Below are 19,602 nucleotides of genomic sequence, written 5' to 3' on the forward strand. Positions count from 1 at the left end.
TTTTTCCATCTGAAGAGAAAAAATCACTGCTTTAGTCAGCGAGTGATTTTTGGGCTACTGTTAAAAAGAGTTCTGCGTAATTTCCTTGAAACAAGTCTTCAGCGCTATAGAGAATCTGACTGCCAATGTTCAAAAAGCCAAAATGAGCGAGCTTGGTTTCTAGTTCAGGTAATTCAAAGCCGTGATGGTTGGTATCTGTCTTGACAAAATCAGCGATGAGAACCTGTCCATTCTCCCTAAGATGATGGTGAAACATGGCAAGAGTCGCATCTAGATCAGGCATATGATGAAGAACCCGACTGACAACAATCAGGTCAAATTGTTGCTCCAAGGGATTCACCAGTAAATCTTGCTCCAAGAGTTGAAGATTCCTGATTTCTTGCTGATCTGCTTTCAAACGGGCTTGCTCCAGCATTTTCTCTGAGATATCCACAAGGGTAACAGACTTAGCCTGCTTGGCCAGGGGCAAGGCTAATAGACCCGTCCCACCACCAAAGTCCAATATTTCCTTGTCTGATAGAAGAGCAATCTCTTTTTCAACTGCTTGACAGACCAAATTTGCAAGAAAGATATTTTGGGGCGAATCAAATGTTTCTGCTTTGTGATTAAAATCCTGTTTCATGCTTTTAGTTTAGCACAAAGTAGTTGAATTGACTAGGAATTGTCTTTCTTTTCAGGCTTTTCTTCTGATTTTTTCTTCCCTGATTGATTGCTTGAATCAGTCGCTACCTCTTCCTTTTGATCTGTTTTCTTTTCCTTGATTTTCATCGGAGGAAAAAGAAATTCATAGTTGCCCTTATTCATACGAACACTTGTTGCAAAACCTGTTTTCGTATTTTGATATCTGACTTTTCCTAAGTTAAAGACTCGTTCTCCACTTTCTTGCTCAGCCTTATCTTTACTTCGCTTGGCCATGGCAAAAGCTGCCAACTTTTCTTTGTTTAGGGCAAAGTCTTTGTGATGGGCTACTTGCCGATTCAAATAAAACTGCAACAAAAGGCTAAAAATGGCTGCCATGGTAACCGCATATAAGAGAACGCCTGCCTTAACTTTTTGCTTTTTCCACACGATAGATGAACTCCCTTTCTAAGCCCTTTTGAAATTGGAAGCGAAAGCGAACCAATTGATTTTCCTCTATAATCTGTGCTGATTCGAGTCCATAAACCATGGGTTGGTAGCCCCGTCCGCTAGTATCCGTTTTTCGAAAATCATCCGATTTAGACTTTCCTATAGAGACATCCTTACCATCCTGTTTCATGTAGAGGCGATTGCCTTCTACCTTGTCAAACTGTGAACGCTCTAACTCTGCCTCCAGTTGATCCACAAACAAGAGCCACTCCTTTTGCTCGCTTTGCTGCTGGTAACGAACTTCTGAAATGAGGAGCTGACTCATAGCCTGAAAGAGGAGCAAGCCCCCGCTAATGACGATAAGGGCAATCAGGGATTCTAACAGGGTAAAAGCTTTGACCTTATGGCTCTTTAAGGTCGAGCAACTTCTCTGAACCATGGTAGACCTCCAATCCCTTTTCACTAGCAAATACCTGAATCTCAACTCCGTTTATGTTTACTTGATTTTGCCCTGTTTGCAGAGCCATCTTCGCCACACGCAAGACTTCTTCCTTTTGCAAGATTTCTGCCTCTTCTTGTCTATTTTTCTGAATTTGTCCTAAAAGGAGGGTTGCAATGCTGGCAAAAACGGCTAGAGCAACCACCGCTTCCAGTAAAATCACTGCCTTAATTTTTTGTTTCCTTAATGCGTTTAATTTTTCCATTTCCTAGATATAATTGATAGCGAATCGCTCCTTTATTTGTATGAAATTCAACCTTAGCCAGGGACGAATTGCCCCCAGCTCGGTCAAATATAATGCTTTGTCCTGATGGTGCCTGAATTCCTTTAGGAACAGTTAAGTTTTGATTGCCGTTACTGATCGTCTGCCCATCTAAGTTCAAGCTAAATTTTTCCTGACTGCCTACACTGCGTTTTTGGGTTTCCCTATAGAGTTCTTCAAACTCCATAAAGAAAATCTGCTCCTCTACCTCTGCAAAAGTGGACTGGACAGAACCGGACAAGCCCAAGGCAATGATACTCACAAGTCCCAAAACCAAGAGACTCTCCAGCATAGTAAAGGCCTTAATCTGCAACAGTTTGACTTGTTTTTTGTTTTGCATGGTAGTCTTTATAAGCTTTGGCTTGCTCAGCTGTGATACGACCGTCCGCTTGTAATTTGCTGAGGCTGGCGTCATCATTTTTATCTAAACGATAAAGTTCTGCCTGGCTTTCCACGACCTTGACAACAGCAGCTTTTCCTTTGTCATCTACGGCATCCTTTTGCTTGGTCAAATTGGGCACAAAGAGCAAGAGAAGAACACTGATGATAAGCAAAACCACTAACATTTCTACCAAAGTGAAAGCTTTAACCTTGGCTTTTTTTAAATTTGTCATGAGTTTTTTCATTTTAAAAATTTACCTCCATATTTTGATACATGGGCATAAGCATTGCCGCATAAAGTAAAACGATAATCAGGGCCACAAAGATAAAAACCAGTGGCTGTACCAGATTCATGGTACGATTGACTCGGGTAAAAAAGGCTTCCCAAGTCTTCTCAGCATAGATTTCCAACTCACTCCCCAGCTTGGACTTGACTTCCCCATACTCAATGACGAGACTCAACTCCTTTTTAAAGAAAGGATAGGCTCCTATAGTCTGAGAAAATTCGCGGCCATTTTGCAGGGCTTGAGCCAGATCTTGACCAATTTCTTTAAAGAGCTGGGAACCTTGTTCCTGCATGATCTGAAAAATCTGCATCAGCTCCATTCCCTGCGAAATCATATTGCCCCATTCACGCGCGTAATAGGCCGTCAGATAAGTCTGGACAAAGATTCCTAGAAAGGGAACCCGTGCCAACATCGAGAAGACCCGCATCTTGGAACTTCTTTTGTAGAAAGTGAGGGCTAAAAACAAAGATAGAGAGCAAACCAACACTAGTCCCAGAAATATTTGTGGCAGATTACCGATGATTTGGGTGGCGATATTGCTACTGTCCAGTTGGGGTAGCAAGTAGTTTCTCAACCCTAGCATGATTAGCAGGAGAAATCCAAGCAAAATCAGGGGATAGGTCGCCACTTCGATTAACTTTTTCTTGACCTTGGCCAAATTATCCAGATATTCTTCTATCTTTCCCAAACTCAGGTGAAGATTTCCATGCACTTCAGCTAGAGATAATTGGGTCACAATAGCACTTGAAGAACCCAAGCTGTCCATCATTTCCGAGAAAGATTTCCCCTGCGACAAACCTTGGTGCATCTGGGCCACATAGTCCTTTTCCAGCAAGGCACTTCTGCCCAAGAAAGAAATAATTTCCACCAAATGAAAACCACTGGAGAAGAGGTTGTTAAACAAGGTGATGATTTTCTTCTGCTTAGCTGTAGCTAATTTTTTCCGTTTCAGCCTGAAGACTTGTGATATGTCCATCTTTAAGAAGCTGGTCAATCTGCGCATTCCACCTGGTTGGCTGGTGTTCTTGATAGTCTTTGTTTGCAAAGTCAACGATTCCTCCTCCCCCAATTAATCTCTGGTAGCAGACTCCTTGCAGAACAACTGCTAATTCCTCCTCCGTCACACCCAACTCCAGAAGGCGTTCATAAACTCCTCGGATACTCTTGGCATGAATGGTTGAAAAGACTGTCGCCCCTGTCAAACTGGCTCTGACCACTGCACGCGCTGTCTCACTATCCCGAATTTCACCAATAATCAAGAGGTCAGGACGATGCCGGAGAGATAGTTTGATGAGATTTTCATAGGTCAAGCCAATCGCCTCATTCAATTGCAACTGGAGCATGTCTTCCTGCTTGATCTCGACAGGATCTTCAATGGACATGACCTGCTGCCCCTTAAAAAGAGACTTAGCTAATTCGTGCATCAGAGTCGTCTTACCACTGCCGACTGGACCTGCAAAGAGATAGAGTCCCCGTTGCCTGTACTGCTTGCCCAGTTCGTTCATATCCTGAAACCAGAAATGCAAATCCTGCTCCTCATCGTGTAACAAACGAATGACCAAACTCTCATGCCCCCGATAATCTCCCACGGTAGACAAACGCAGAGAAGACACCTTCTCCCCATGCTGATAATCGCAAGAGCCCAGCTGACTACGCCTCTTCTCTCCTACATTCATACCCGCTACAAACTTAAAATGACTAATCACAGCAGCTAAAACATCAAACTCATAGGAGTCAACTAGACACCGCTCGTCTCCAATCCGCATGTGAAGCTCATAGCACTTTTCCTTGGGGATAAAATAGATATCCTGAGCCTTCTTTTCTTTCGCAGTCGCAATAATTTTCTGTGCAATTTCTTGTACCATACCGCCCTCCTTATCTAACTATTCGCAAAAAAATAAAAAAAGCAACTTAAAAAGTTACTTTTTATCTCCATTTCATACGGCAAGAACGGTGTTTTTCTTGGCCTGTTTGTTTTTCGTAGCCTGGACGTAGCTTTTCATCGGGGATGACTTGCTCATCCTGTAAAAGTGCCAAAGAATGGTACTGCTGCAAATACTCATCGCACTCATCACACCAGCGTTTATCAGTAGGATCCCAAAAAATAGTCATCAAATCACTCCGACTCTTATAAAGAGGATTCTTCTTTTCCAGCTCAAACCAGCATGATTTATAATATTTTAGAGCATCATAATACTTATCAAAAGATTGACTCATGATGACATCTTCTTCCCAACCTTCTATGAACCACCACGGTTCAAAATCCCCATACATTTCTATAACACGATACATTCTTACTACTTCCTTTGTACCGTATATTATATCTAATTTTTTAATACAAGAAAAGGATTTTGCTTATTTCCCCCATTAGAAACTTCTTTAAGAAGCCTGTTATTTTCATCTGATAATAAAAATAGGAGTCCTTTATTGACCCCTATTTTTATCTTCTTAGGCTTGATAACGTTTCACACCATCTAGGTAGGTTGCTACCAATTCCAAATCTTTATCTAGTACGATAAAGTCGGCATCGTAACCTTCACGGATTTGACCACAGACATCATCGATGTGAACAGATTTTGCTGGGTTGAGGCTGGCCATCATGACTGCTTCATGCGGATTCGCAATTCCCCATTCGACCACATTCTTCAAACCATCTTTGAGTTTAAGGATAGAACCTGCCAAATTACCTGTCGATTTGAGGCGAGCAGTTCCATTAGCAACAACTACTGGGAATTCTCCCAACATGTAATCTCCATCTTCCAAGCCACCAGCTGTCATACAGTCTGTGATAAGGGCGATATTTTCAGTTCCTTTTTGCTTGAGCAAAATATCACAGGCCTTTGGATCTACGTGGTGACCATCACAAATCAATTCAGCGTAAGTATGTGGCAACTCATACATGGCTCCCACCATACCGAGCTCACGGTGAGTCAACCCACGCATTCCATTGTAGGCATGTACCCAAACACTCGCTCCAGCATCGACTGCTTTTTTAGCTTCATCAAAAGTCGCATTGGAGTGTCCAAGAGCAACAGTCACTCCTTCACCCGTAATTGTACGAACAAAGTCTTCTACACCTTCACGTTCTGGCGCAAGGGCAATTTTATTGAGCAGGCCATTTGCTGCTTTTTGCCAAGCACGAAACTCATCCATACGAGGATCTTTCATGTAAGCAGGGTTTTGAGCTCCTTTGTATTTCTCTGTGAAATAAGGGCCTTCAAAATAGATCCCACGAATCTTGGCTCCACTTGCTTCCTGGTAACGAGCACCGATATTTTCAGTTACCGCAAGCAACTGCTCGTAAGAGGAAGTCAACGTCGTTGGCAAGAAGCTGGTAACACCTGTGCTAAGCAATCCTTCACTCATGGTATGAAGGGTTCCTTCGATATTATTATCCATGACATCGACACCGCCAAATCCATGAATATGGGTATCCACAAGTCCTGGGGCAATGCTATAACCGGTATAGTCAATCACCTCAGCTCCTTCAGGAATCTGTTCTACATGCTTGCCAAACTTGCCATCCACAAGTTCCAAGTAACCGCCACGACGAACTCCGTGTGGGTAGAAAAACTGATCCGCTTTAATATAATTAGGCATAATGATAACCTCCTTGATAGATTGATTCTAGAATTTATTATGTCAATTACATTATAAACCTTTCTTTTTCATTTGTAAATGGTATAGACCTATTTTCTAGAGATATTTTAAAAGAGCTGGATTTCTCCAACTCTTTAATCTTATTTTGATTTTACAGGTAGTTCTTGAGCAGCCTTGACAGCAGCTGCAATCGTTTCTGCGTAAAGTTTAGCACCTTCTTCAATCATGTTGCTATCATTCCCAAAGTGGACTTGGTCGGTTCCAGCCCAGATTTCAGGGTGCTTCTTAGCAACCTTATTCCAGTCAGCGATGCTCACGTAAGGATTCTTTTCAGCTAATTCCCGTGCATAAGCCGCATACTGCTCCACTGATGTGTAAGTGTCCTTACTCTTATCTCCCTCATAAGGTGTCACCAATATCAGATGGTGTCCTTTCGGTAGATTGTTCACGATGCTGTCCAAATCATTCTTATAGCCTTCAGGATTGTTGACCCCCGTTGCAATGACAACTGTTTTTAAAAGCGCCTTGTTCTGGCTATTATTGAGCATGATGTCATTGGCTTGCTTGGTCGTCCGACTAACCTGAGCATTGATATTTGCATCAGGAAGTGCCTCTTTTAAGGCTGTATTGGCACGTAAAGTCACTGAATCCCCAATCAGACTCGTTCCATCAGAAATTCCTAGACGACTGACTTCAGCTTGTTCAGCAAGAGTCTTTGTTTGTCCTATATTGGTCTGAGCTTGCTTGAAACCATTGACCATCAAGTCTGTCTCAAAAGCTCCAACCTGAGGAGCCATAGCTACGATAATCAAGGTAAGTAAGGAAAGGACGCCCACAACACTAGCACTAATGGGTCTGATATGATGCAGTTTAGTGATTTTTCTAACCAAAGCATTGGTCTTACCAGCAATCAATGGCTCAATAATATAGAAGGATAAGATAGCGAAGAAATAGGAAAAGATAACGGTTAAAATAACAGCGGGCAGATTGCTCATCAACTGAGAAAAGATAATATAGAAAGGCCAGTGGAAGAGGTAAACCGCGTAACTGGTATCCGCTAAAAATGTGATGATCCGAGGTTCTTGTATCTCAGGCGTTTTCTCATGCAAGACACGCGCAGCAAGAATCATGGTCACGGCCGCTAAACTTGCCAGTAAGAAACCAAATAGATAAGCGAACAGGTAGGTAAACTTGACAAAGAAGGTCAAGAGTACTAATACCAAGAGGCCTGCAGCAAACACCAGTAGATTCTGACGAAGATCCCACGTCCGATCAAACTGCTTAACTAAATCGCTCGTCTGACGAACACCTACAACCGTCGCCAAAATGCTTCCTAAAAAGAAGGGATAGACATGGGTCAGACTTGAAAAGTAGACAGATGAATAGGAACTCGCCATTAGACTACCAATAAACATGGAGAAAAAGCTAATGATAAAAGCTCCCGCAGAAAGGAGAAAGACCATCCCTCTCAATTGACTACTAGATTTTGAACGTTTCGATAAGAACCAAACCGCTAAGCCCCAAAGAATATAGTAGTGAACCTCAACAGCTAGACTCCAGTTATGAACAAAGAGATGCGGAATGAACTGGGATTCGTAACTTCCCCCTGTTAACATCTCATAGAAGTTGGTCATGAAACCAAAAACTCCAGCAATCTGGCCACCAATTCCAGCAACATAGTCTTGGCGAACTAGGAGGGTAAAGGGCATGGTCACCAAAACCATCAGAACCACAGGTGGTACGATGCGGTAAAACCGTCTCTTAAAAAAGCCTAGTAAATCAATCTGGCGTTTTTTTCCAAATTCTTCTAAAAGGAGGGCAGTGATCAAAAATCCTGAAAAAGTGAAAAAGACATCTACCCCAAAGAAGCCTCCAGGAAAGATTGTTTGAAAGAAGTGGTACAAAAGCACCAAAAGTAAACCTGTAATCCTAATCAAGGAAAACCATTTAATACGCATACGAGTTTATTCCCCACTCAATTAGATCGTAAAAACATCTAATTTTATTCCATAATACACCTTATTTTATCAAAAAAAGAAGAAAAATCCTAAGAGAAAACTTAGGATTTCAGTATTCTATTTTTACACTTTAGAAATTGCGTCCTGACTTGTTGTAGCCATATTTTTCTACAAAATACTCACGAAATTCCAAGAGATTGTCATCCATGATGGCTTGGCGGACCTGCTTCATCAGGTTGAGCAAGAAGTAAAGGTTGTGATAGCTAGTCAAGCGGATGCCAAAGGTTTCGTCAGCCTTGAGCAAGTGACGAAGGTAGGCGCGTGTGTAGTTCTTGCATGTATAGCAATCACACTCAGGATCCAGTGGCGTAAAGTCTTCAGCGAATTGGGCATTTTTGACAACCAAACGACCTTGGCTGGTCATACAAGTTCCGTTACGAGCGATACGAGTCGGCAAGACACAGTCAAACATATCCACACCACGAATAACCCCATCAATCAAGCTATCTGGCGCTCCCACTCCCATCAAATAGCGAGGTTTGTTTTCAGGAAGGAGTTGGGTTGTGAAGTCCAAGACTGCATTCATCTCTTCGTGGGTTTCTCCCACTGCTAAACCACCGATAGAGTAGCCAGGAAAGTCCATGCTGACAAGGTCGTGAGCCGACTGACGACGAAGGTCTTCAAATCCTGCACCCTGTACAATCCCAAACAAACCTTGATTCTGTGGACGACGGTGAGCCTTTAAGCCACGCTCAGCCCAACGGCTGGTACGCTCGATAGATTTCTTAACGTAGTCGTAAGGTTGATAAAACTGAGGACATTCATCAAAAGACATCATGATGTCTGAGCCCAGATTGTTCTGAATGGAGATGGCCTTTTCTGGCGATAGGAACATCTTGGAACCATTGAGATGGTTTTTAAAGGTTACTCCTTCTTCGGTGATATTCCGGCTATCTGCTAGGGAATAAACCTGGAAACCGCCACTATCCGTCAAGATTGGCTGGTCCCAGTTCATGAACTTGTGGAGACCACCTGCGCGTGCAATGAGTTCATCTCCAGGACGAAGCCAGAGATGATAGGTATTGGACAGGATAATTCCTGATCCCATCTCCTTCAACTCCTCTGGCGACTGGGTTTTTACAGTAGCTTGGGTCCCAACCGGCATAAACATAGGTGTCGGGAAGGTGCCGTGAGGGGTGATGATTTCTCCCAGACGAGCTCCCGTGTGTTTTTCTTTCTTAATCAAACGGTATTTGATTGGTGAATCTGACATTTTCTACCTCCGAAGCTGGGAAAGACAGTCCCAGTTCATACTTTGTGCCCAAAGGCATACTGTATGATTTTATCAAAAAAACCAGGAACTGTCACGAACTATGGTATAATGAAAGAATGAAATACCCAAAAATTGATTTAAAAACCATTCGTCTGCAGACTAGGCAATTTCAGGCTGAAAATCCCCGCCTCCTTCTGGTCTATCTCCTTCCTAGTATGCTGGTCATCTTGTCAGGCTTTCTCAACCCCTTGGCTCGTCTCCAAGAACGTGTTTTAGAGCAATCCTTTTTCAGCATGCTGGCACAAGTGCTCCAAGCCTATCTCTTCCCGTTAGTGGTTTCTTTTATGAGCACGATTTTTTTAGCAGGTGCTGCTTTTGCGACACTCCGACTCCTCAAGGATCCTGATACGGAACTTTCAGTAAAATCAAGCCTGGCCCTCTTTGCTGAAGAGCGCTTCTCGCAAACCTTCCTAACTCTGCTCCTCAAACGTTTCTACCTCTTTTTATGGAGCATTCCAAACTTAGTAGGCGTTTATTTCCTCTTTTATAGCAATCTCTTGGCTCGTAGATTTGTTGCCCTACATCCAGAATTTCCAAAACTAGACCTCTCATCCGTTGAAACGGAGCAATTCCTTCTGACCTTTGGACTCTACTTTTTCGCGAGCCTCATCTTGATGATTGTAGGAAATGCCCTCTATATCCCGCAACATTATGCCTACTCGCAGGTAGAATTCCTCCTCTGCGATACTCTAGATTTAGGACAGGCTAAACCCCGTCAAATCCTGAAAACCAGCCGTTTCTTGATGAAGGGTTACAAATTTCAACGCTTTGTCCTCGACCTACAACTACTCCCTTGGTACTTCCTCAATTGGATCACTTTTGGAATTGCTAGCTTTTCACTCCTTCCCTATATCCAAAACAATCACATCTTCTTTTACAGAGCCCTACTAGCCCGTAAACGTCGAAATGGATAAGAGCATACAAAAACCAGCGTCGTTCAGGAAGCTGGTTTTCTTATTTCAAAAATAACATACTCAGCAGAGTCAAAATAGCGGGCCCACCTTGCTTCATTAGAATCTTCTTGTCTGCTGTCAGAAAACCGTAGGTCGCTGCACCAAGCACAAATAAAACAAAGATGGTCACAATTTCCAAACTTTGTGAGAAATAAATCCCGTACAAGAGAAAGACCCCTATCAAAGCATTATAAATTCCTTGATTTTTAAATAATGAACTCACTGAAGGACGAGCCAGTTCTTCCTTATCCACATTAAACACGCGACTAGTAGTATCTGATTGCGTAGCTACACTTTCCAGATAAAAAATGTAAAAATGCTCCAAAGCAACGATAGTTGCTAAAATAATTGTAAAAATAGACATATTCTTCTCCTTAAAATTCTATTTTTTCTAACCCTGACACTAGTTTAGTCAGTAAAGTCGTCAGCTCTTGCTGCTCAGCAACTGACAGTATGTTCTCCATCTGCTCCTTCACTTTCAAGTGATGTTGGGATGGACTGACCAAGAGTTGATTCTTAGCTTCTTGGGTTAATTCAACTAAGACTTCTCGCTGATTGGCCGGATTACGCTTGCGACTGACATAGTTCTCTGACTCTAAAACTTTAAAATGTCGGGTCAAGGCTGCCTGGTCGATTTGCAACTTCTCCTGAACGGCAATCTGGTTGCAGGGTGACTGCTGCAGTAAAAACTGCAAGATTTGATAGCGGGTCAAACTAATTCCCAATTGTTTTTCAAAGAGTTGAGTGATCATCTGATCTGTTAAATGGAGCTGGTACAGTAAGTCGTTAATTTTTTTCATTTCTACCTCCTTGCGTACACTTGATTTATCAACTATTGACTTATCAAGTATATTACAGAAAGATTAAAAACGCAACCATTTTGCTTACTCACGAAAAATAGCCTCTTGGTTTCAATCCCAAAAGGCTATTATTTCTATATTCTAGATAAAATCCAGCACTAACCTACCAAATCTGCTCGAAGGATTTCTCCCTCTTTATCAATGACAACTTCGATGACATGGCCTGCAAAAATTTCCTCGCTATCATCATAGTAGAGGGTCAATTCCCCGTCTTCGTTGATCGATAGTTCACTCAAGGAAAGAGAGTTGGTAAAATACTCTTCTGTTAACTCCACATCATTTTCATCTGAATCTATCCAATCTTGAGCTGTTTCCCACAGTTCTTTGACAATATAGTCTTTAATCCGAGTATCTTGAACTTGGAAAGTTCCCATAAATTTCTTTAGATCATCAAAAGAACTTGGAGGGAGACTTTCATCTGCACTCGCAGCAAAAATAGCATGAATCTTACCACCCTCGTAAGTGATAAATCCTTCAAACCAAGAATAGGCTCTGTTTAAGGTGAATTCGCCAATATCGTCTTGAATGATGACCGGTTTTTGATAGGTTTCAATCAAGGTCTCTAACCTAGAGTCTGAGGATTGGTCATCTAGGTATTCCAGCAAGTGGTAGCAGTTATTAGCTACTTCTGACATATATGGCTCTAACTCCATGAAGGGGCGTTTTTGACATTTGATATGATGAATTTTGTAGGGTTCAAAACTAAAGCCCCATCTCTTTTCTTCAAATTCCTCAGGAGTCAATACCCATTCCAAACGTCCCTCACGTTCAGAGAATTCCTGAGTTGCAACATTGACACTAGCTTTAAAATGAACGGACGGCATTTTACAACCATCTTTTAAAGAAGCGGCCCCAGTTACATTTTGGAGGGTAAAAATCAAGAATTCGACAATTTCACCACAAAATTCCTCTTCAAAATCATCTCTTGTTTTCTCAAATGGAGTTTTTAATCGATTTGTCATTCACTTCATCCTTTCTCTCTATGCTTAAAAGCGTTAGTATAGTTTTGTATCCGCTTACATTTTAACATGTTTTAGATTTTATTTCACTTATCAATACTATTTTACACAAAAAGAAGCTACACTTTTAAATGTATAGCTTCTTATTATTCTTAATTCATTGATACGTGAACGTGGTCATAGTGATTTTCGGTCACACTACCACGGTCTGGCATTGGATTCCAAGTGTAGGCAGGTCCATATTTACTATCATATGGAGCATAGAAACGTTGCTTCCAGATAATATAGTTGATACCACGGCTAGCCATATTTTGAACCGCGTATTCAGCGATTTGATCACCAAGTGCTGAACTCACTGGGACCATAAAGTCGATGGCCAATCCTTTACCATGGTCTCCACTGTCACCAGGACGGTAGCCGCTAAAGGATGTAATTCCAAACAAATTGGCAATTTCTTCTTTGAAGGCTGCAGTTTGTGGTTGAAGACCAGCATTCTCAGACTTAGCTACAGCAAGTCCTGCATAGTCAGGAGCCGCTGGAGCCGAATAAGTTCTTGAAGGAGTTTGACTTTGCTCTGCTTGATAAGTCGAAGTTGCTGTTGACGCTTCTGTTTCTTCTGTTGCACTTGTTCCTCTTGTATCAGCAGGCGTTTCAGTTGCTGGAGCAGCTGCTACTGGTGCTTCTGCTGGAGTTACTGCAGCCGTTTCTTCGGCAGCTGGAGTCGCCACTTGTGGAGCTTCTTCAACTGGACTAGTTGTTCCAGTTGTTTCTGCTGCTACAGGTGTTTCTGTAGATGGTGTCTCTTCAGCAACTGTCGCTGTCTCAGAAACTTCTGAATTTGACGCTACTTCTGTCGGTTTTTCGGTCTCTGTTGCAGTTGGACCTTCCTCAATTGGTTGAGAAAGGTCTTCTACTTGAACCGTTTGTTCATCGACGGTTACTTGGTTGGTCGTCAAATCAGCTGTCGCAGTCGTCACTTCTTCACTAGCATCTGCTTGAGGAGCTTGGATTTCAACTTCCGTTACCTCTTCTTCCTCATTGACAGTTGTGGTGAGGACAGTATCTGGGAAAATCAAGTCCATATTGGTGATTTTGTTCAAATTTGCAAGAACTGTGACATCTACACCCAAGGCTTCTGCAATGGTGCTCAAGGTATCACCATACTGTACTGTATAGCTTGTTTTGTTGTCCGTTTTAGTCAAATCGTTTTGGATTTGCTCAACACTACGTGCAGTCCAAAGGACTTCTTCTGCTTGAGTTGCCAATACTGGGGCAAATGACAAGGCTACTGTTGAGGCAAAAATAATTCTTTTCTTCATTCGTTCATATTCCTTTCAAATGAGTACCTGTCTATCATAACACAAAAAAAGCTGAAAAAAAGCCCTCTCGGGCCTATTTAATAGAACTGTCTATTCCTTGTAACAAACTCGATTACTTGAAATAGTTTGTTAGGTCTCTGTCACACAACTGACACAATCTTCTCGTTACTTACTCTCAAAAATATGAGGAATATCTGCTAGTGTTCGAATCATGTGATTGCCTTCAAAAGAAGACTCTAAAAAGTTGATGCTTTGAATACCGCTATTCTTGGCAAATTCCACATCTAAAGTCCGGTCCCCTATATAATAGGTCTTCTCAGGATCCAGCCGATACTTGTCTAACAAATAGGTAGCCGCTTCTGGACTAGGCTTGCGCTCAAAGCCACTCTGACTGGTTAAAATCTCTGTAAAATAGGATTCCAATCCCAGATCCTTTAGAATAGTAAAAGCATTGTCCCCTTTATGAGTGTAAACAAAGTTCCGAATCCCTACTTGGTCTGCCCAATTCAACACCTCACGCGCACATGGCATCAAAACTACCTGAGCATTCTTCTCAGCCAGGCTCTGGGCACGTACCTGATTGAGCACTTCCGCATCCAGATTTCTATCTTCTGCCACCTGCACAAGCAAATCCTGCACAGAAAACTTGAGGATAAACTCTCTCACTTTCTCCTTATCATAAGGAATAGAAAACTGACCAAAAGTCTCCTCAATCCCTGACAAAATCGCTTCGTAAGAATCCAATAAAGTCCCGTCTAAATCCCAAATAAAAGCTGTTTTTTGCATCTTCTATCCTTTCAACATCATATAACGCTGGTAACGGTAACGTAGAAATAACCAACGGAAACCATTATCCAAAAGAGTCCCTGCCCAAATACCAGGCAAGCCCCAACCAAGAACAATCCCCATCAGATATCCTGTTCCAATGCGAATACACCACATTCCTATACTTGTCGCATAAAAGGGGAGGCGAGCATTTCCCAAGCCCTGCCAAACTGCCGTATAAATAACTGTCCCTGTCGCCATGGGAGTCCCTAGTAGTGAGAACAGTGCCACCAAAACGCTAGCTTCAACCGCTACAGGATCGGTCGTATAGAGATGAGTCAGTGGTACCCCTAAGGCATAGATACTGAAAGTTAAGGGCAGCATGAGAAGTAGAGAAAGCCAAAAGGTTTGTTTGCTCAAATTATCTACTTTTTTCCAATTATCCTCTCCAACTGCTCGAGCCACCAGCATGACCGTTGCCGTAGCGACGCCAAAGGCAGGCATATAGTTAAACTGGGTCAAAACCTCCCCGATTGCATTTCCCGCTACTGCCTCCGTCCCAAAAGAAACAACCAAGGCAATGATCACTACATCTCCAGCCCGCATCATGAGACGTTCTCCTGCCGCTGGCAAAGCCAAAGTCAATAGTTCCTTATCTAAACCAAAAGTCGGTTTCTCAAAAGGCAGCTTTAATTGCGACCACAAAATCACAAGACCGACTAAGCGAGACAAGATAGTCCCCCAAGCAACACCCGCTATGCCCATATCAAGGACAAAAATAGCTAGACTTGAAAAAAGAATATTCAAGGCATTGGATAAAAGACTAACATAGAGAGGTAGACGCGGATTATGCGTTGCACGAATCAAGGCACCTAGACTGGTCATCAAGCCCAAGAGAACAATCGATCCGCCTACCAAAGATAGGTAGAGTCCACCACTCTCGGCCACATCCTGCTCAGTTCCCAAGAGTCCTATCATCTCTTGCCCAGCAAAGAGCGATAAGGCGCCTAAAAGTGCACTCAGCAATAGGGTTATCTTGAGAGCCTCTGTCACGTGATAAGCCAACTTGGACTGATCTTTCTGCCCCAAACTTTTTGAAATAACGCTGGAAATAGCAGCTCCTAGAGCAATGAAAATCGCCTGGTAAATGGTGATAATATTGCCAGCCACTGAAACACCTGAAATGGCGATTAAGCCCAAGTGAGCGACCAAGTAACTGTCCACCATTCCCATGAGCATCTGCAAAAAGTTTTCACCCATAGCTGGCAATGCAATATTAAGAATGTCTTTATTTTTCTTAAACAATCTCTCCTCCTGATGAAAAGAAACTCAGTTGGTTTCCCAACCGAGTTTACGCCCTCTGTCTTAAAGTCCTAGATAAGCCTCCACCGCTGCTTGCATGTCAGCAGCTGCCACTGTTGTTTTATGACGAACTGGAGCTATTTCAAGGCCATCAACCGCTGGTGGCACTGCCACTCCTGAGATTTCATGTAATTGAGCCAAGGCTTCAAAGTCTGTCAAACCTGCTTTTCCTGTTACCGCTTCTACTGCAACCACTGGGAACTTGTATGGACTAGCTGTTGAAGCAATCACTGTCTTAGTCGCATCGCCAGTAGCCGCTTGGTATTTTCTATAAACTGCTGAGGCAACCGCTGTGTGTGGGTCCTCGATGTAAGCATCTGTTTGATAAACACGCTTGATTTCTGCTCCGGTTTCTTCCTCAGTCGCATACTCAGCAGCAAAAAGGTCCAAGATAGCAGAATCAAAATTAGTCAACTCATATTGTCCTTGCGTGTTCAAGGCATTCATAAGTTCAGCTGTCTTTTCAGCATTATTTCCCAATAGATGGAAAATCAAGCGCTCCAAGTTTGAAGATACTAGGATATCCATGGATGGGCTAGTTGTGACCTTAAACTCACGTTTCTTGTCGTAAACACGAGTTTTAAAGAAGTCAGTTAAAACATTATTGTCATTTGAAGCACAGATTAATTTGCCAACTGGCAGACCAATTTGCTTGGCATAAAAGGCTGCCAAGATATTTCCAAAGTTTCCTGTTGGTACTGTGAAGTTGACCTTTTCACCAGCCACAATCTCACCAGTCTTGACCAACTGAGCGTAGGCATAAACATAATAAACAATTTGTGGCACCAAACGACCAATGTTCATAGAGTTAGCTGATGAAAATTGCAGTTTATTGGCAGCCAACTTTTCACGAAGAGCTACATCGTTAAACATATGTTTCACGTTTGTTTGCGCATCGTCAAAGTTACCATCAATAGCAATAACATGAGTATTGTCGCCAGTCTGAGTAGTCATTTGCAACTCTTGTACCTTGCTGACACCATCCTTTGGATAAAAGACGATAATCTCAGTTCCAGGCACATCCGCAAACCCTGCCATAGCAGCTTTTCCAGTATCACCAGATGTCGCTGTCAAAATGACGATTTTGTTCTCCAAACCATGCTTTTTAGCGGCCATCGTCATAAAGTATGGCAAGATAGACAAGGCCATATCTTTGAAGGCAATGGTTGAACCATGGAACAATTCCAAGTTGTATTGCCCATCCAGTTTCACCAATGGCGCAATAGCTGGAGTATCAAACTTGCTATCGTAGGCATTGTTGATACAGTAGTCCAACTCCTCAGCCGTAAAATCATCTAAAAAGGCTGATAAAACTAACTTAGCCACTTCTTGGTAAGAAGCATCTTTTAATGTGTCAAAGTCCAAATCCACCTTTGGATAAGTAAGTGGAGTAAACAGACCACCATCCGTCGCCAAACCTTGCAAAATAGCTTGGCTGGCAGTTACTGTATTATTCGCATCACGCGTTGATTGATAAACTAATGTCATGAATCTCTATCCTTTATCTATAGTCTCTTCCATTATATCACGATTTTTCAGAAAATTCTCCCTTTATAAGAGAAATTATAATCCCAATTCTTTCTTCAAAGGCTGTAAGTAGGTCATTTCATGCTTATTTCTCATCTTCAGACCTTCCTCCGCTAGCTGGAGTAAGTCTCTTGAAAAATCGACAATAGCCGCTTCTTCTGCAGCTGTAAGCTTTTTCTTAGAAAATTGTCGCCTTAAAAACTTATAATTACGCCCAAACACTTTAAAGAAAGGTGTTGCTTCTAAGTAAGATTCCAGTTTGTCTAAATGAACCAACAAGCCCAAGTGAAAGGCAGCAGAAGCAAAGGTCCTATAATCCATCAACATCTGATAGCGGGGATAAGCCACTGGACAATTCTCATTTTTATCCCAGTTGGGATGAATGCCGCAGCCAACAATAGCATGATTAGCTTCACCCAACTTATTCTGAATTGTAGCCATATAGAAGTTAAAGCGTTCTTCTACCTCTTGGATACATTCAGCCTTTCCGAATGCAAACTCAATTGTCGTATAAGCAACCTCAAACAAGATCGTATCTTGGCTGACTGGATCAAACAACTGAATTGGATTCCCAAAATCATCCACTTTTTCGATAGTAAAGCCCAGTACTGATGGTAAATACCGAAAGAGATCCTTAACAACTTCACCATCTGTAGCCTTACCCTCTAAATTTACAATAGGATATTCTAACTCAATCCCAATAAATAAATTTGGGTTCTCTTTTATATTCTTTAAGTAACGTTTCTTTAGTAATTCAACAGACCGAGACATCAAATACCAACACTTTCATAATCAAAATAAATTGTGAATAAATAATATTATACCAAAAATCTAAGCAAAAAAGATTAGAATGGCACTCAAAATAAGGCTCTATAATATTTGTAGTGGGTAAATCCCCTATAGATATTATGGAGCCTATTTTTGTGTGATAAATTGTAAAATATAGTGCAACAAAAAACTCATAGCGTTTCATTGGTGTAAACTGTAAGTAACCACACAAACTATCATCCGAAATTACTTTCTTCGCTACGATAGAATCGTTCGCTGTCAGGTGAAAATCATTACGATGGATATGTTTAGTCCTTACTATGACTTAGCTAAACAGCTTCGCTTTCGAATTTCTAGGCTCAGGCTCATCGAGGAGAATCTAAAGCAGGTTCATCCTCTTTTTCAGACGGTCTTTAAAACCTTCCTCAAGGACAAAGAGAAAATCCTCAACGCTCTTCAGTTACCCTATTCTAATGCAAAATTAGAAGCGACTAATAATCTCATCAAACTTATCAAGCGAAATGCCATTAGTTTTAGGAACTTTGAAAAGTTCAAAAACGGATTTTCATCGCTCTTAACATCAAAAAAGAAAGGACGAAATTCGTCCTTTCTCGATCTTAGCTGACTTCAACCCACTACAGTTGACAAAGAGCCGTAATTTTTAGTAACTCAAGCAAATACAGATAATCAGATAAAAGAAAAGACAAGGCCTAGAAACCTTGTCATTATTACTATACCGGCGGCCGGGGTCGAACCGGCACGTCCTTGCGGACACTGGATTTTGAGTCCAGCGCGTCTGCCAATTCCGCCACGCCGGCAAATAGTAACTGGGGTAGCTGGATTCGAACCAACGCATGAGGGAGTCAAAGTCCCTTGCCTTACCGCTTGGCTATACCCCAATAATATAAAATAGGCGAGTGATGGGGATCGAACCCACGCATGCCAGAGCCACAATCTGGTGTGTTAACCACTTCACCACACCCGCCATAATTTTATTAACACGGGCAGTAGGAATTGAACCCACACTGAAGGTTTTGGAGACCTTAGTTCTACCTTTAAACTATGCCCGTAACTAAAGCAATGGAAGGGGAGGGATTCGAACCCCCGAACCCGAAGGAGCGGATTTACAGTCCGCCGCGTTTAGCCTCTTCGCTACCCTTCCAAGTTATAAATAAAATATGGCGCGAGACGGAATCGAACCGCCGACACATGGAGCTTCAATCCATTGCTCTACCAACTGAGCTACCGAGCCAAATTGCGGGAGCAGGATTTGAACCTACGACCTTCGGGTTATGAGCCCGACGAGCTACCGAGCTGCTCCATCCCGCGTTAATATAAAAGGAGGATGTGGGATTCGAACCCACGCACGCTTTTACACGCCTGACGGTTTTCAAGACCGTTCCCTTCAGCCGGACTTGGGTAATCCTCCAACAAATAGTCCGTACGGGATTCGAACCCGTGTTACCGCCGTGAAAAGGCGGTGTCTTAACCCCTTGACCAACGGACCATATCCATAGATGGGCACGAGTGGACTCGAACCACCGACCTCACGCTTATCAGGCGTGCGCTCTAACCACCTGAGCTACGCGCCCAAGTTAAAAAACTTGGTATTTGAACAAAGTTCAAAGCGGGTGACGAGAATCGAACTCGCGACAACAGCTTGGAAGGCTGTAGTTTTACCACTAAACTACACCCGCTAAA

Annotated in this window: 21 protein-coding genes, 11 tRNA genes and 1 pseudogene; 2 read left to right on the plus strand and 31 right to left on the minus strand. The window is 42.4% G+C overall.

What is annotated here, in order from left to right:
* Nucleotides 1-31: 31 nt before the first annotated feature.
* From HMPREF1149_RS10365 to tgt, 12 genes are all read right to left on the minus strand, one after another.
* Complete coding sequence (locus HMPREF1149_RS10365) at nt 32-622, minus strand: class I SAM-dependent methyltransferase (protein WP_000806586.1); 591 nt, start codon at nt 620-622, stop codon at nt 32-34.
* 32 nt (nt 623-654) lie between these two features.
* The gene (comGG, locus tag HMPREF1149_RS10370; protein ID WP_000265643.1) at nt 655-1,068 is read right to left on the minus strand and encodes a competence type IV pilus minor pilin ComGG; all 414 of its coding nucleotides are present in this window, start codon (nt 1,066-1,068) and stop codon (nt 655-657) included.
* Nucleotides 1,046-1,507, minus strand: a complete 462-nt coding sequence (gene comGF / locus HMPREF1149_RS10375) for a competence type IV pilus minor pilin ComGF (protein ID WP_000250706.1) — start codon at nt 1,505-1,507, stop codon at nt 1,046-1,048. The genes comGG and comGF overlap by 23 nt, the downstream gene beginning before the upstream one ends.
* Complete coding sequence (gene comGE / locus HMPREF1149_RS10380) at nt 1,470-1,772, minus strand: competence type IV pilus minor pilin ComGE (protein WP_000413374.1); 303 nt, start codon at nt 1,770-1,772, stop codon at nt 1,470-1,472. Before comGE ends, comGF begins: the two co-directional genes overlap by 38 nt.
* The gene (gene comGD / locus HMPREF1149_RS10385; protein WP_001180054.1) at nt 1,735-2,169 is read right to left on the minus strand and encodes a competence type IV pilus minor pilin ComGD; all 435 of its coding nucleotides are present in this window, start codon (nt 2,167-2,169) and stop codon (nt 1,735-1,737) included. Before comGD ends, comGE begins: the two co-directional genes overlap by 38 nt.
* Entirely contained in the window at nt 2,132-2,455 is a 324-nt protein-coding gene (gene comGC / locus HMPREF1149_RS10390) for a competence type IV pilus major pilin ComGC (protein ID WP_000735798.1), read from the minus strand. The genes comGD and comGC overlap by 38 nt, the downstream gene beginning before the upstream one ends.
* Before the next feature lies 1 nt (nt 2,456).
* Complete coding sequence (gene comGB / locus HMPREF1149_RS10395; RefSeq protein WP_000355369.1) at nt 2,457-3,473, minus strand: competence type IV pilus assembly protein ComGB; 1,017 nt, start codon at nt 3,471-3,473, stop codon at nt 2,457-2,459.
* The gene (gene comGA, locus HMPREF1149_RS10400; RefSeq protein ID WP_000249578.1) at nt 3,421-4,362 is read right to left on the minus strand and encodes a competence type IV pilus ATPase ComGA; all 942 of its coding nucleotides are present in this window, start codon (nt 4,360-4,362) and stop codon (nt 3,421-3,423) included. The genes comGB and comGA overlap by 53 nt, the downstream gene beginning before the upstream one ends.
* A 61-nt stretch (nt 4,363-4,423) precedes the next feature.
* Complete coding sequence (locus tag HMPREF1149_RS10405) at nt 4,424-4,789, minus strand: DUF1033 family protein (protein ID WP_000286400.1); 366 nt, start codon at nt 4,787-4,789, stop codon at nt 4,424-4,426.
* Between the two features lie 156 nt (nt 4,790-4,945).
* On the minus strand, nt 4,946-6,097 hold the full coding sequence (nagA, locus tag HMPREF1149_RS10410; protein ID WP_001134442.1) for an N-acetylglucosamine-6-phosphate deacetylase: 1,152 nt from the start codon (nt 6,095-6,097) through the stop codon (nt 4,946-4,948).
* Nucleotides 6,098-6,237: 140 nt separating this feature from the next.
* On the minus strand, nt 6,238-8,055 hold the full coding sequence (locus HMPREF1149_RS10415) for an acyltransferase family protein (protein WP_001220879.1): 1,818 nt from the start codon (nt 8,053-8,055) through the stop codon (nt 6,238-6,240).
* A 130-nt stretch (nt 8,056-8,185) separates the two neighbouring features.
* Nucleotides 8,186-9,328, minus strand: a complete 1,143-nt coding sequence (gene tgt, locus HMPREF1149_RS10420) for a tRNA guanosine(34) transglycosylase Tgt (RefSeq protein WP_001285250.1) — start codon at nt 9,326-9,328, stop codon at nt 8,186-8,188.
* Between the two features lie 116 nt (nt 9,329-9,444).
* On the opposite strand from tgt, the gene HMPREF1149_RS10425 reads away from it, so the two are divergent.
* Nucleotides 9,445-10,302 (plus strand): DUF975 family protein, encoded by an 858-nt coding sequence (locus HMPREF1149_RS10425; RefSeq protein WP_000876921.1) that lies wholly within the window; start codon nt 9,445-9,447, stop codon nt 10,300-10,302.
* 40 nt (nt 10,303-10,342) lie between these two features.
* Here the strand turns inward: HMPREF1149_RS10425 and HMPREF1149_RS10430 are convergent, their stop codons facing one another.
* The 8 genes from HMPREF1149_RS10430 to HMPREF1149_RS10465 form a co-directional block, all read right to left on the minus strand.
* The gene (locus HMPREF1149_RS10430; protein ID WP_000021886.1) at nt 10,343-10,705 is read right to left on the minus strand and encodes a DUF1304 domain-containing protein; all 363 of its coding nucleotides are present in this window, start codon (nt 10,703-10,705) and stop codon (nt 10,343-10,345) included.
* A 10-nt stretch (nt 10,706-10,715) separates the two neighbouring features.
* On the minus strand, nt 10,716-11,141 hold the full coding sequence (locus HMPREF1149_RS10435) for a MarR family winged helix-turn-helix transcriptional regulator (protein WP_000723485.1): 426 nt from the start codon (nt 11,139-11,141) through the stop codon (nt 10,716-10,718).
* Nucleotides 11,142-11,299: 158 nt separating this feature from the next.
* On the minus strand, nt 11,300-12,163 hold the full coding sequence (locus tag HMPREF1149_RS10440; RefSeq protein WP_000184914.1) for a DUF2262 domain-containing protein: 864 nt from the start codon (nt 12,161-12,163) through the stop codon (nt 11,300-11,302).
* Nucleotides 12,164-12,312: 149 nt separating this feature from the next.
* Nucleotides 12,313-13,479 carry a LysM peptidoglycan-binding domain-containing protein gene (locus tag HMPREF1149_RS10445; RefSeq protein ID WP_000745989.1) on the minus strand — a complete coding sequence of 389 codons (1,167 nt, stop codon included), beginning with the start codon at nt 13,477-13,479 and terminating at the stop codon, nt 12,313-12,315.
* A 165-nt stretch (nt 13,480-13,644) separates the two neighbouring features.
* The gene (locus HMPREF1149_RS10450) at nt 13,645-14,265 is read right to left on the minus strand and encodes an HAD family hydrolase (RefSeq protein ID WP_001172843.1); all 621 of its coding nucleotides are present in this window, start codon (nt 14,263-14,265) and stop codon (nt 13,645-13,647) included.
* Between the two features lie 3 nt (nt 14,266-14,268).
* Nucleotides 14,269-15,549 carry an MATE family efflux transporter gene (locus HMPREF1149_RS10455; protein WP_000473984.1) on the minus strand — a complete coding sequence of 427 codons (1,281 nt, stop codon included), beginning with the start codon at nt 15,547-15,549 and terminating at the stop codon, nt 14,269-14,271.
* Between the two features lie 60 nt (nt 15,550-15,609).
* A complete protein-coding gene (gene thrC, locus HMPREF1149_RS10460; protein WP_000177130.1) occupies nt 15,610-17,094 on the minus strand; it encodes a threonine synthase in 1,485 nt (494 codons plus the stop codon).
* 75 nt (nt 17,095-17,169) lie between these two features.
* Nucleotides 17,170-17,904: a hypothetical protein gene (locus HMPREF1149_RS10465; protein WP_000091654.1), complete on the minus strand. Its 735-nt coding sequence runs from the start codon at nt 17,902-17,904 to the stop codon at nt 17,170-17,172.
* Nucleotides 17,905-18,127: 223 nt separating this feature from the next.
* Here HMPREF1149_RS10465 and HMPREF1149_RS10470 point away from each other — a divergent pair.
* Nucleotides 18,128-18,522 (plus strand): annotated as a pseudogene (locus HMPREF1149_RS10470) (transposase); the annotation flags it as partial.
* Between the two features lie 113 nt (nt 18,523-18,635).
* On the opposite strand, the gene HMPREF1149_RS10475 reads toward HMPREF1149_RS10470, so the two are convergent.
* The 11 genes from HMPREF1149_RS10475 to HMPREF1149_RS10525 all read right to left on the minus strand — a co-directional run bounded on the left by HMPREF1149_RS10475 (nt 18,636) and on the right by HMPREF1149_RS10525 (nt 19,598).
* Nucleotides 18,636-18,719: transfer RNA gene (locus HMPREF1149_RS10475), tRNA-Leu, on the minus strand.
* A gap of 9 nt (nt 18,720-18,728) precedes the next feature.
* Nucleotides 18,729-18,800, minus strand: a tRNA-Gln gene (locus HMPREF1149_RS10480).
* Between the two features lie 13 nt (nt 18,801-18,813).
* Nucleotides 18,814-18,886, minus strand: a tRNA-His gene (locus HMPREF1149_RS10485).
* A gap of 14 nt (nt 18,887-18,900) precedes the next feature.
* Nucleotides 18,901-18,971 (minus strand) — tRNA-Trp (locus HMPREF1149_RS10490).
* A gap of 11 nt (nt 18,972-18,982) precedes the next feature.
* Nucleotides 18,983-19,063 (minus strand) — tRNA-Tyr (locus HMPREF1149_RS10495).
* Between the two features lie 17 nt (nt 19,064-19,080).
* A tRNA-Phe gene (locus tag HMPREF1149_RS10500) sits at nt 19,081-19,153 on the minus strand.
* 3 nt (nt 19,154-19,156) lie between these two features.
* Nucleotides 19,157-19,230 (minus strand) — tRNA-Met (locus tag HMPREF1149_RS10505).
* Between the two features lie 10 nt (nt 19,231-19,240).
* Nucleotides 19,241-19,330: transfer RNA gene (locus HMPREF1149_RS10510), tRNA-Ser, on the minus strand.
* Nucleotides 19,331-19,336: 6 nt separating this feature from the next.
* Nucleotides 19,337-19,408: transfer RNA gene (locus HMPREF1149_RS10515), tRNA-Glu, on the minus strand.
* Between the two features lie 11 nt (nt 19,409-19,419).
* Nucleotides 19,420-19,493 (minus strand) — tRNA-Ile (locus HMPREF1149_RS10520).
* A 34-nt stretch (nt 19,494-19,527) separates the two neighbouring features.
* A tRNA-Gly gene (locus HMPREF1149_RS10525) sits at nt 19,528-19,598 on the minus strand.
* Nucleotides 19,599-19,602 lie beyond the last annotated feature (4 nt).

It is taken from the genome of Streptococcus sp. BS35b (assembly GCF_000286475.1).
GTDB lineage: Bacteria > Bacillota > Bacilli > Lactobacillales > Streptococcaceae > Streptococcus > Streptococcus oralis_W.

What these genes read in the sequence shown, in the direction of transcription:
- HMPREF1149_RS10445 (WP_000745989.1), bottom strand. Translation starts at nt 13,479, where the DNA reads ATGAAGAAAAGAATTATTTTTGCCTCAACAGTAGCCTTGTCATTTGCC.
- comGF (WP_000250706.1), bottom strand. Translation starts at nt 1,507, where the DNA reads ATGGTTCAGAGAAGTTGCTCGACCTTAAAGAGCCATAAGGTCAAAGCT.
- nagA (WP_001134442.1), bottom strand. Translation starts at nt 6,097, where the DNA reads ATGCCTAATTATATTAAAGCGGATCAGTTTTTCTACCCACACGGAGTT.
- comGA (WP_000249578.1), bottom strand. Translation starts at nt 4,362, where the DNA reads ATGGTACAAGAAATTGCACAGAAAATTATTGCGACTGCGAAAGAAAAG.
- comGD (WP_001180054.1), bottom strand. Translation starts at nt 2,169, where the DNA reads ATGCAAAACAAAAAACAAGTCAAACTGTTGCAGATTAAGGCCTTTACT.
- comGC (WP_000735798.1), bottom strand. Translation starts at nt 2,455, where the DNA reads ATGAAAAAACTCATGACAAATTTAAAAAAAGCCAAGGTTAAAGCTTTC.
- thrC (WP_000177130.1), bottom strand. Translation starts at nt 17,094, where the DNA reads ATGACATTAGTTTATCAATCAACGCGTGATGCGAATAATACAGTAACT.
- tgt (WP_001285250.1), bottom strand. Translation starts at nt 9,328, where the DNA reads ATGTCAGATTCACCAATCAAATACCGTTTGATTAAGAAAGAAAAACAC.
- comGB (WP_000355369.1), bottom strand. Translation starts at nt 3,473, where the DNA reads ATGGACATATCACAAGTCTTCAGGCTGAAACGGAAAAAATTAGCTACA.
- HMPREF1149_RS10365 (WP_000806586.1), bottom strand. Translation starts at nt 622, where the DNA reads ATGAAACAGGATTTTAATCACAAAGCAGAAACATTTGATTCGCCCCAA.
- HMPREF1149_RS10425 (WP_000876921.1), top strand. Translation starts at nt 9,445, where the DNA reads ATGAAATACCCAAAAATTGATTTAAAAACCATTCGTCTGCAGACTAGG.
- HMPREF1149_RS10435 (WP_000723485.1), bottom strand. Translation starts at nt 11,141, where the DNA reads ATGAAAAAAATTAACGACTTACTGTACCAGCTCCATTTAACAGATCAG.
- HMPREF1149_RS10430 (WP_000021886.1), bottom strand. Translation starts at nt 10,705, where the DNA reads ATGTCTATTTTTACAATTATTTTAGCAACTATCGTTGCTTTGGAGCAT.
- HMPREF1149_RS10465 (WP_000091654.1), bottom strand. Translation starts at nt 17,904, where the DNA reads ATGTCTCGGTCTGTTGAATTACTAAAGAAACGTTACTTAAAGAATATA.
- HMPREF1149_RS10415 (WP_001220879.1), bottom strand. Translation starts at nt 8,055, where the DNA reads ATGCGTATTAAATGGTTTTCCTTGATTAGGATTACAGGTTTACTTTTG.
- comGE (WP_000413374.1), bottom strand. Translation starts at nt 1,772, where the DNA reads ATGGAAAAATTAAACGCATTAAGGAAACAAAAAATTAAGGCAGTGATT.
- HMPREF1149_RS10440 (WP_000184914.1), bottom strand. Translation starts at nt 12,163, where the DNA reads ATGACAAATCGATTAAAAACTCCATTTGAGAAAACAAGAGATGATTTT.
- HMPREF1149_RS10405 (WP_000286400.1), bottom strand. Translation starts at nt 4,789, where the DNA reads ATGTATCGTGTTATAGAAATGTATGGGGATTTTGAACCGTGGTGGTTC.
- HMPREF1149_RS10450 (WP_001172843.1), bottom strand. Translation starts at nt 14,265, where the DNA reads ATGCAAAAAACAGCTTTTATTTGGGATTTAGACGGGACTTTATTGGAT.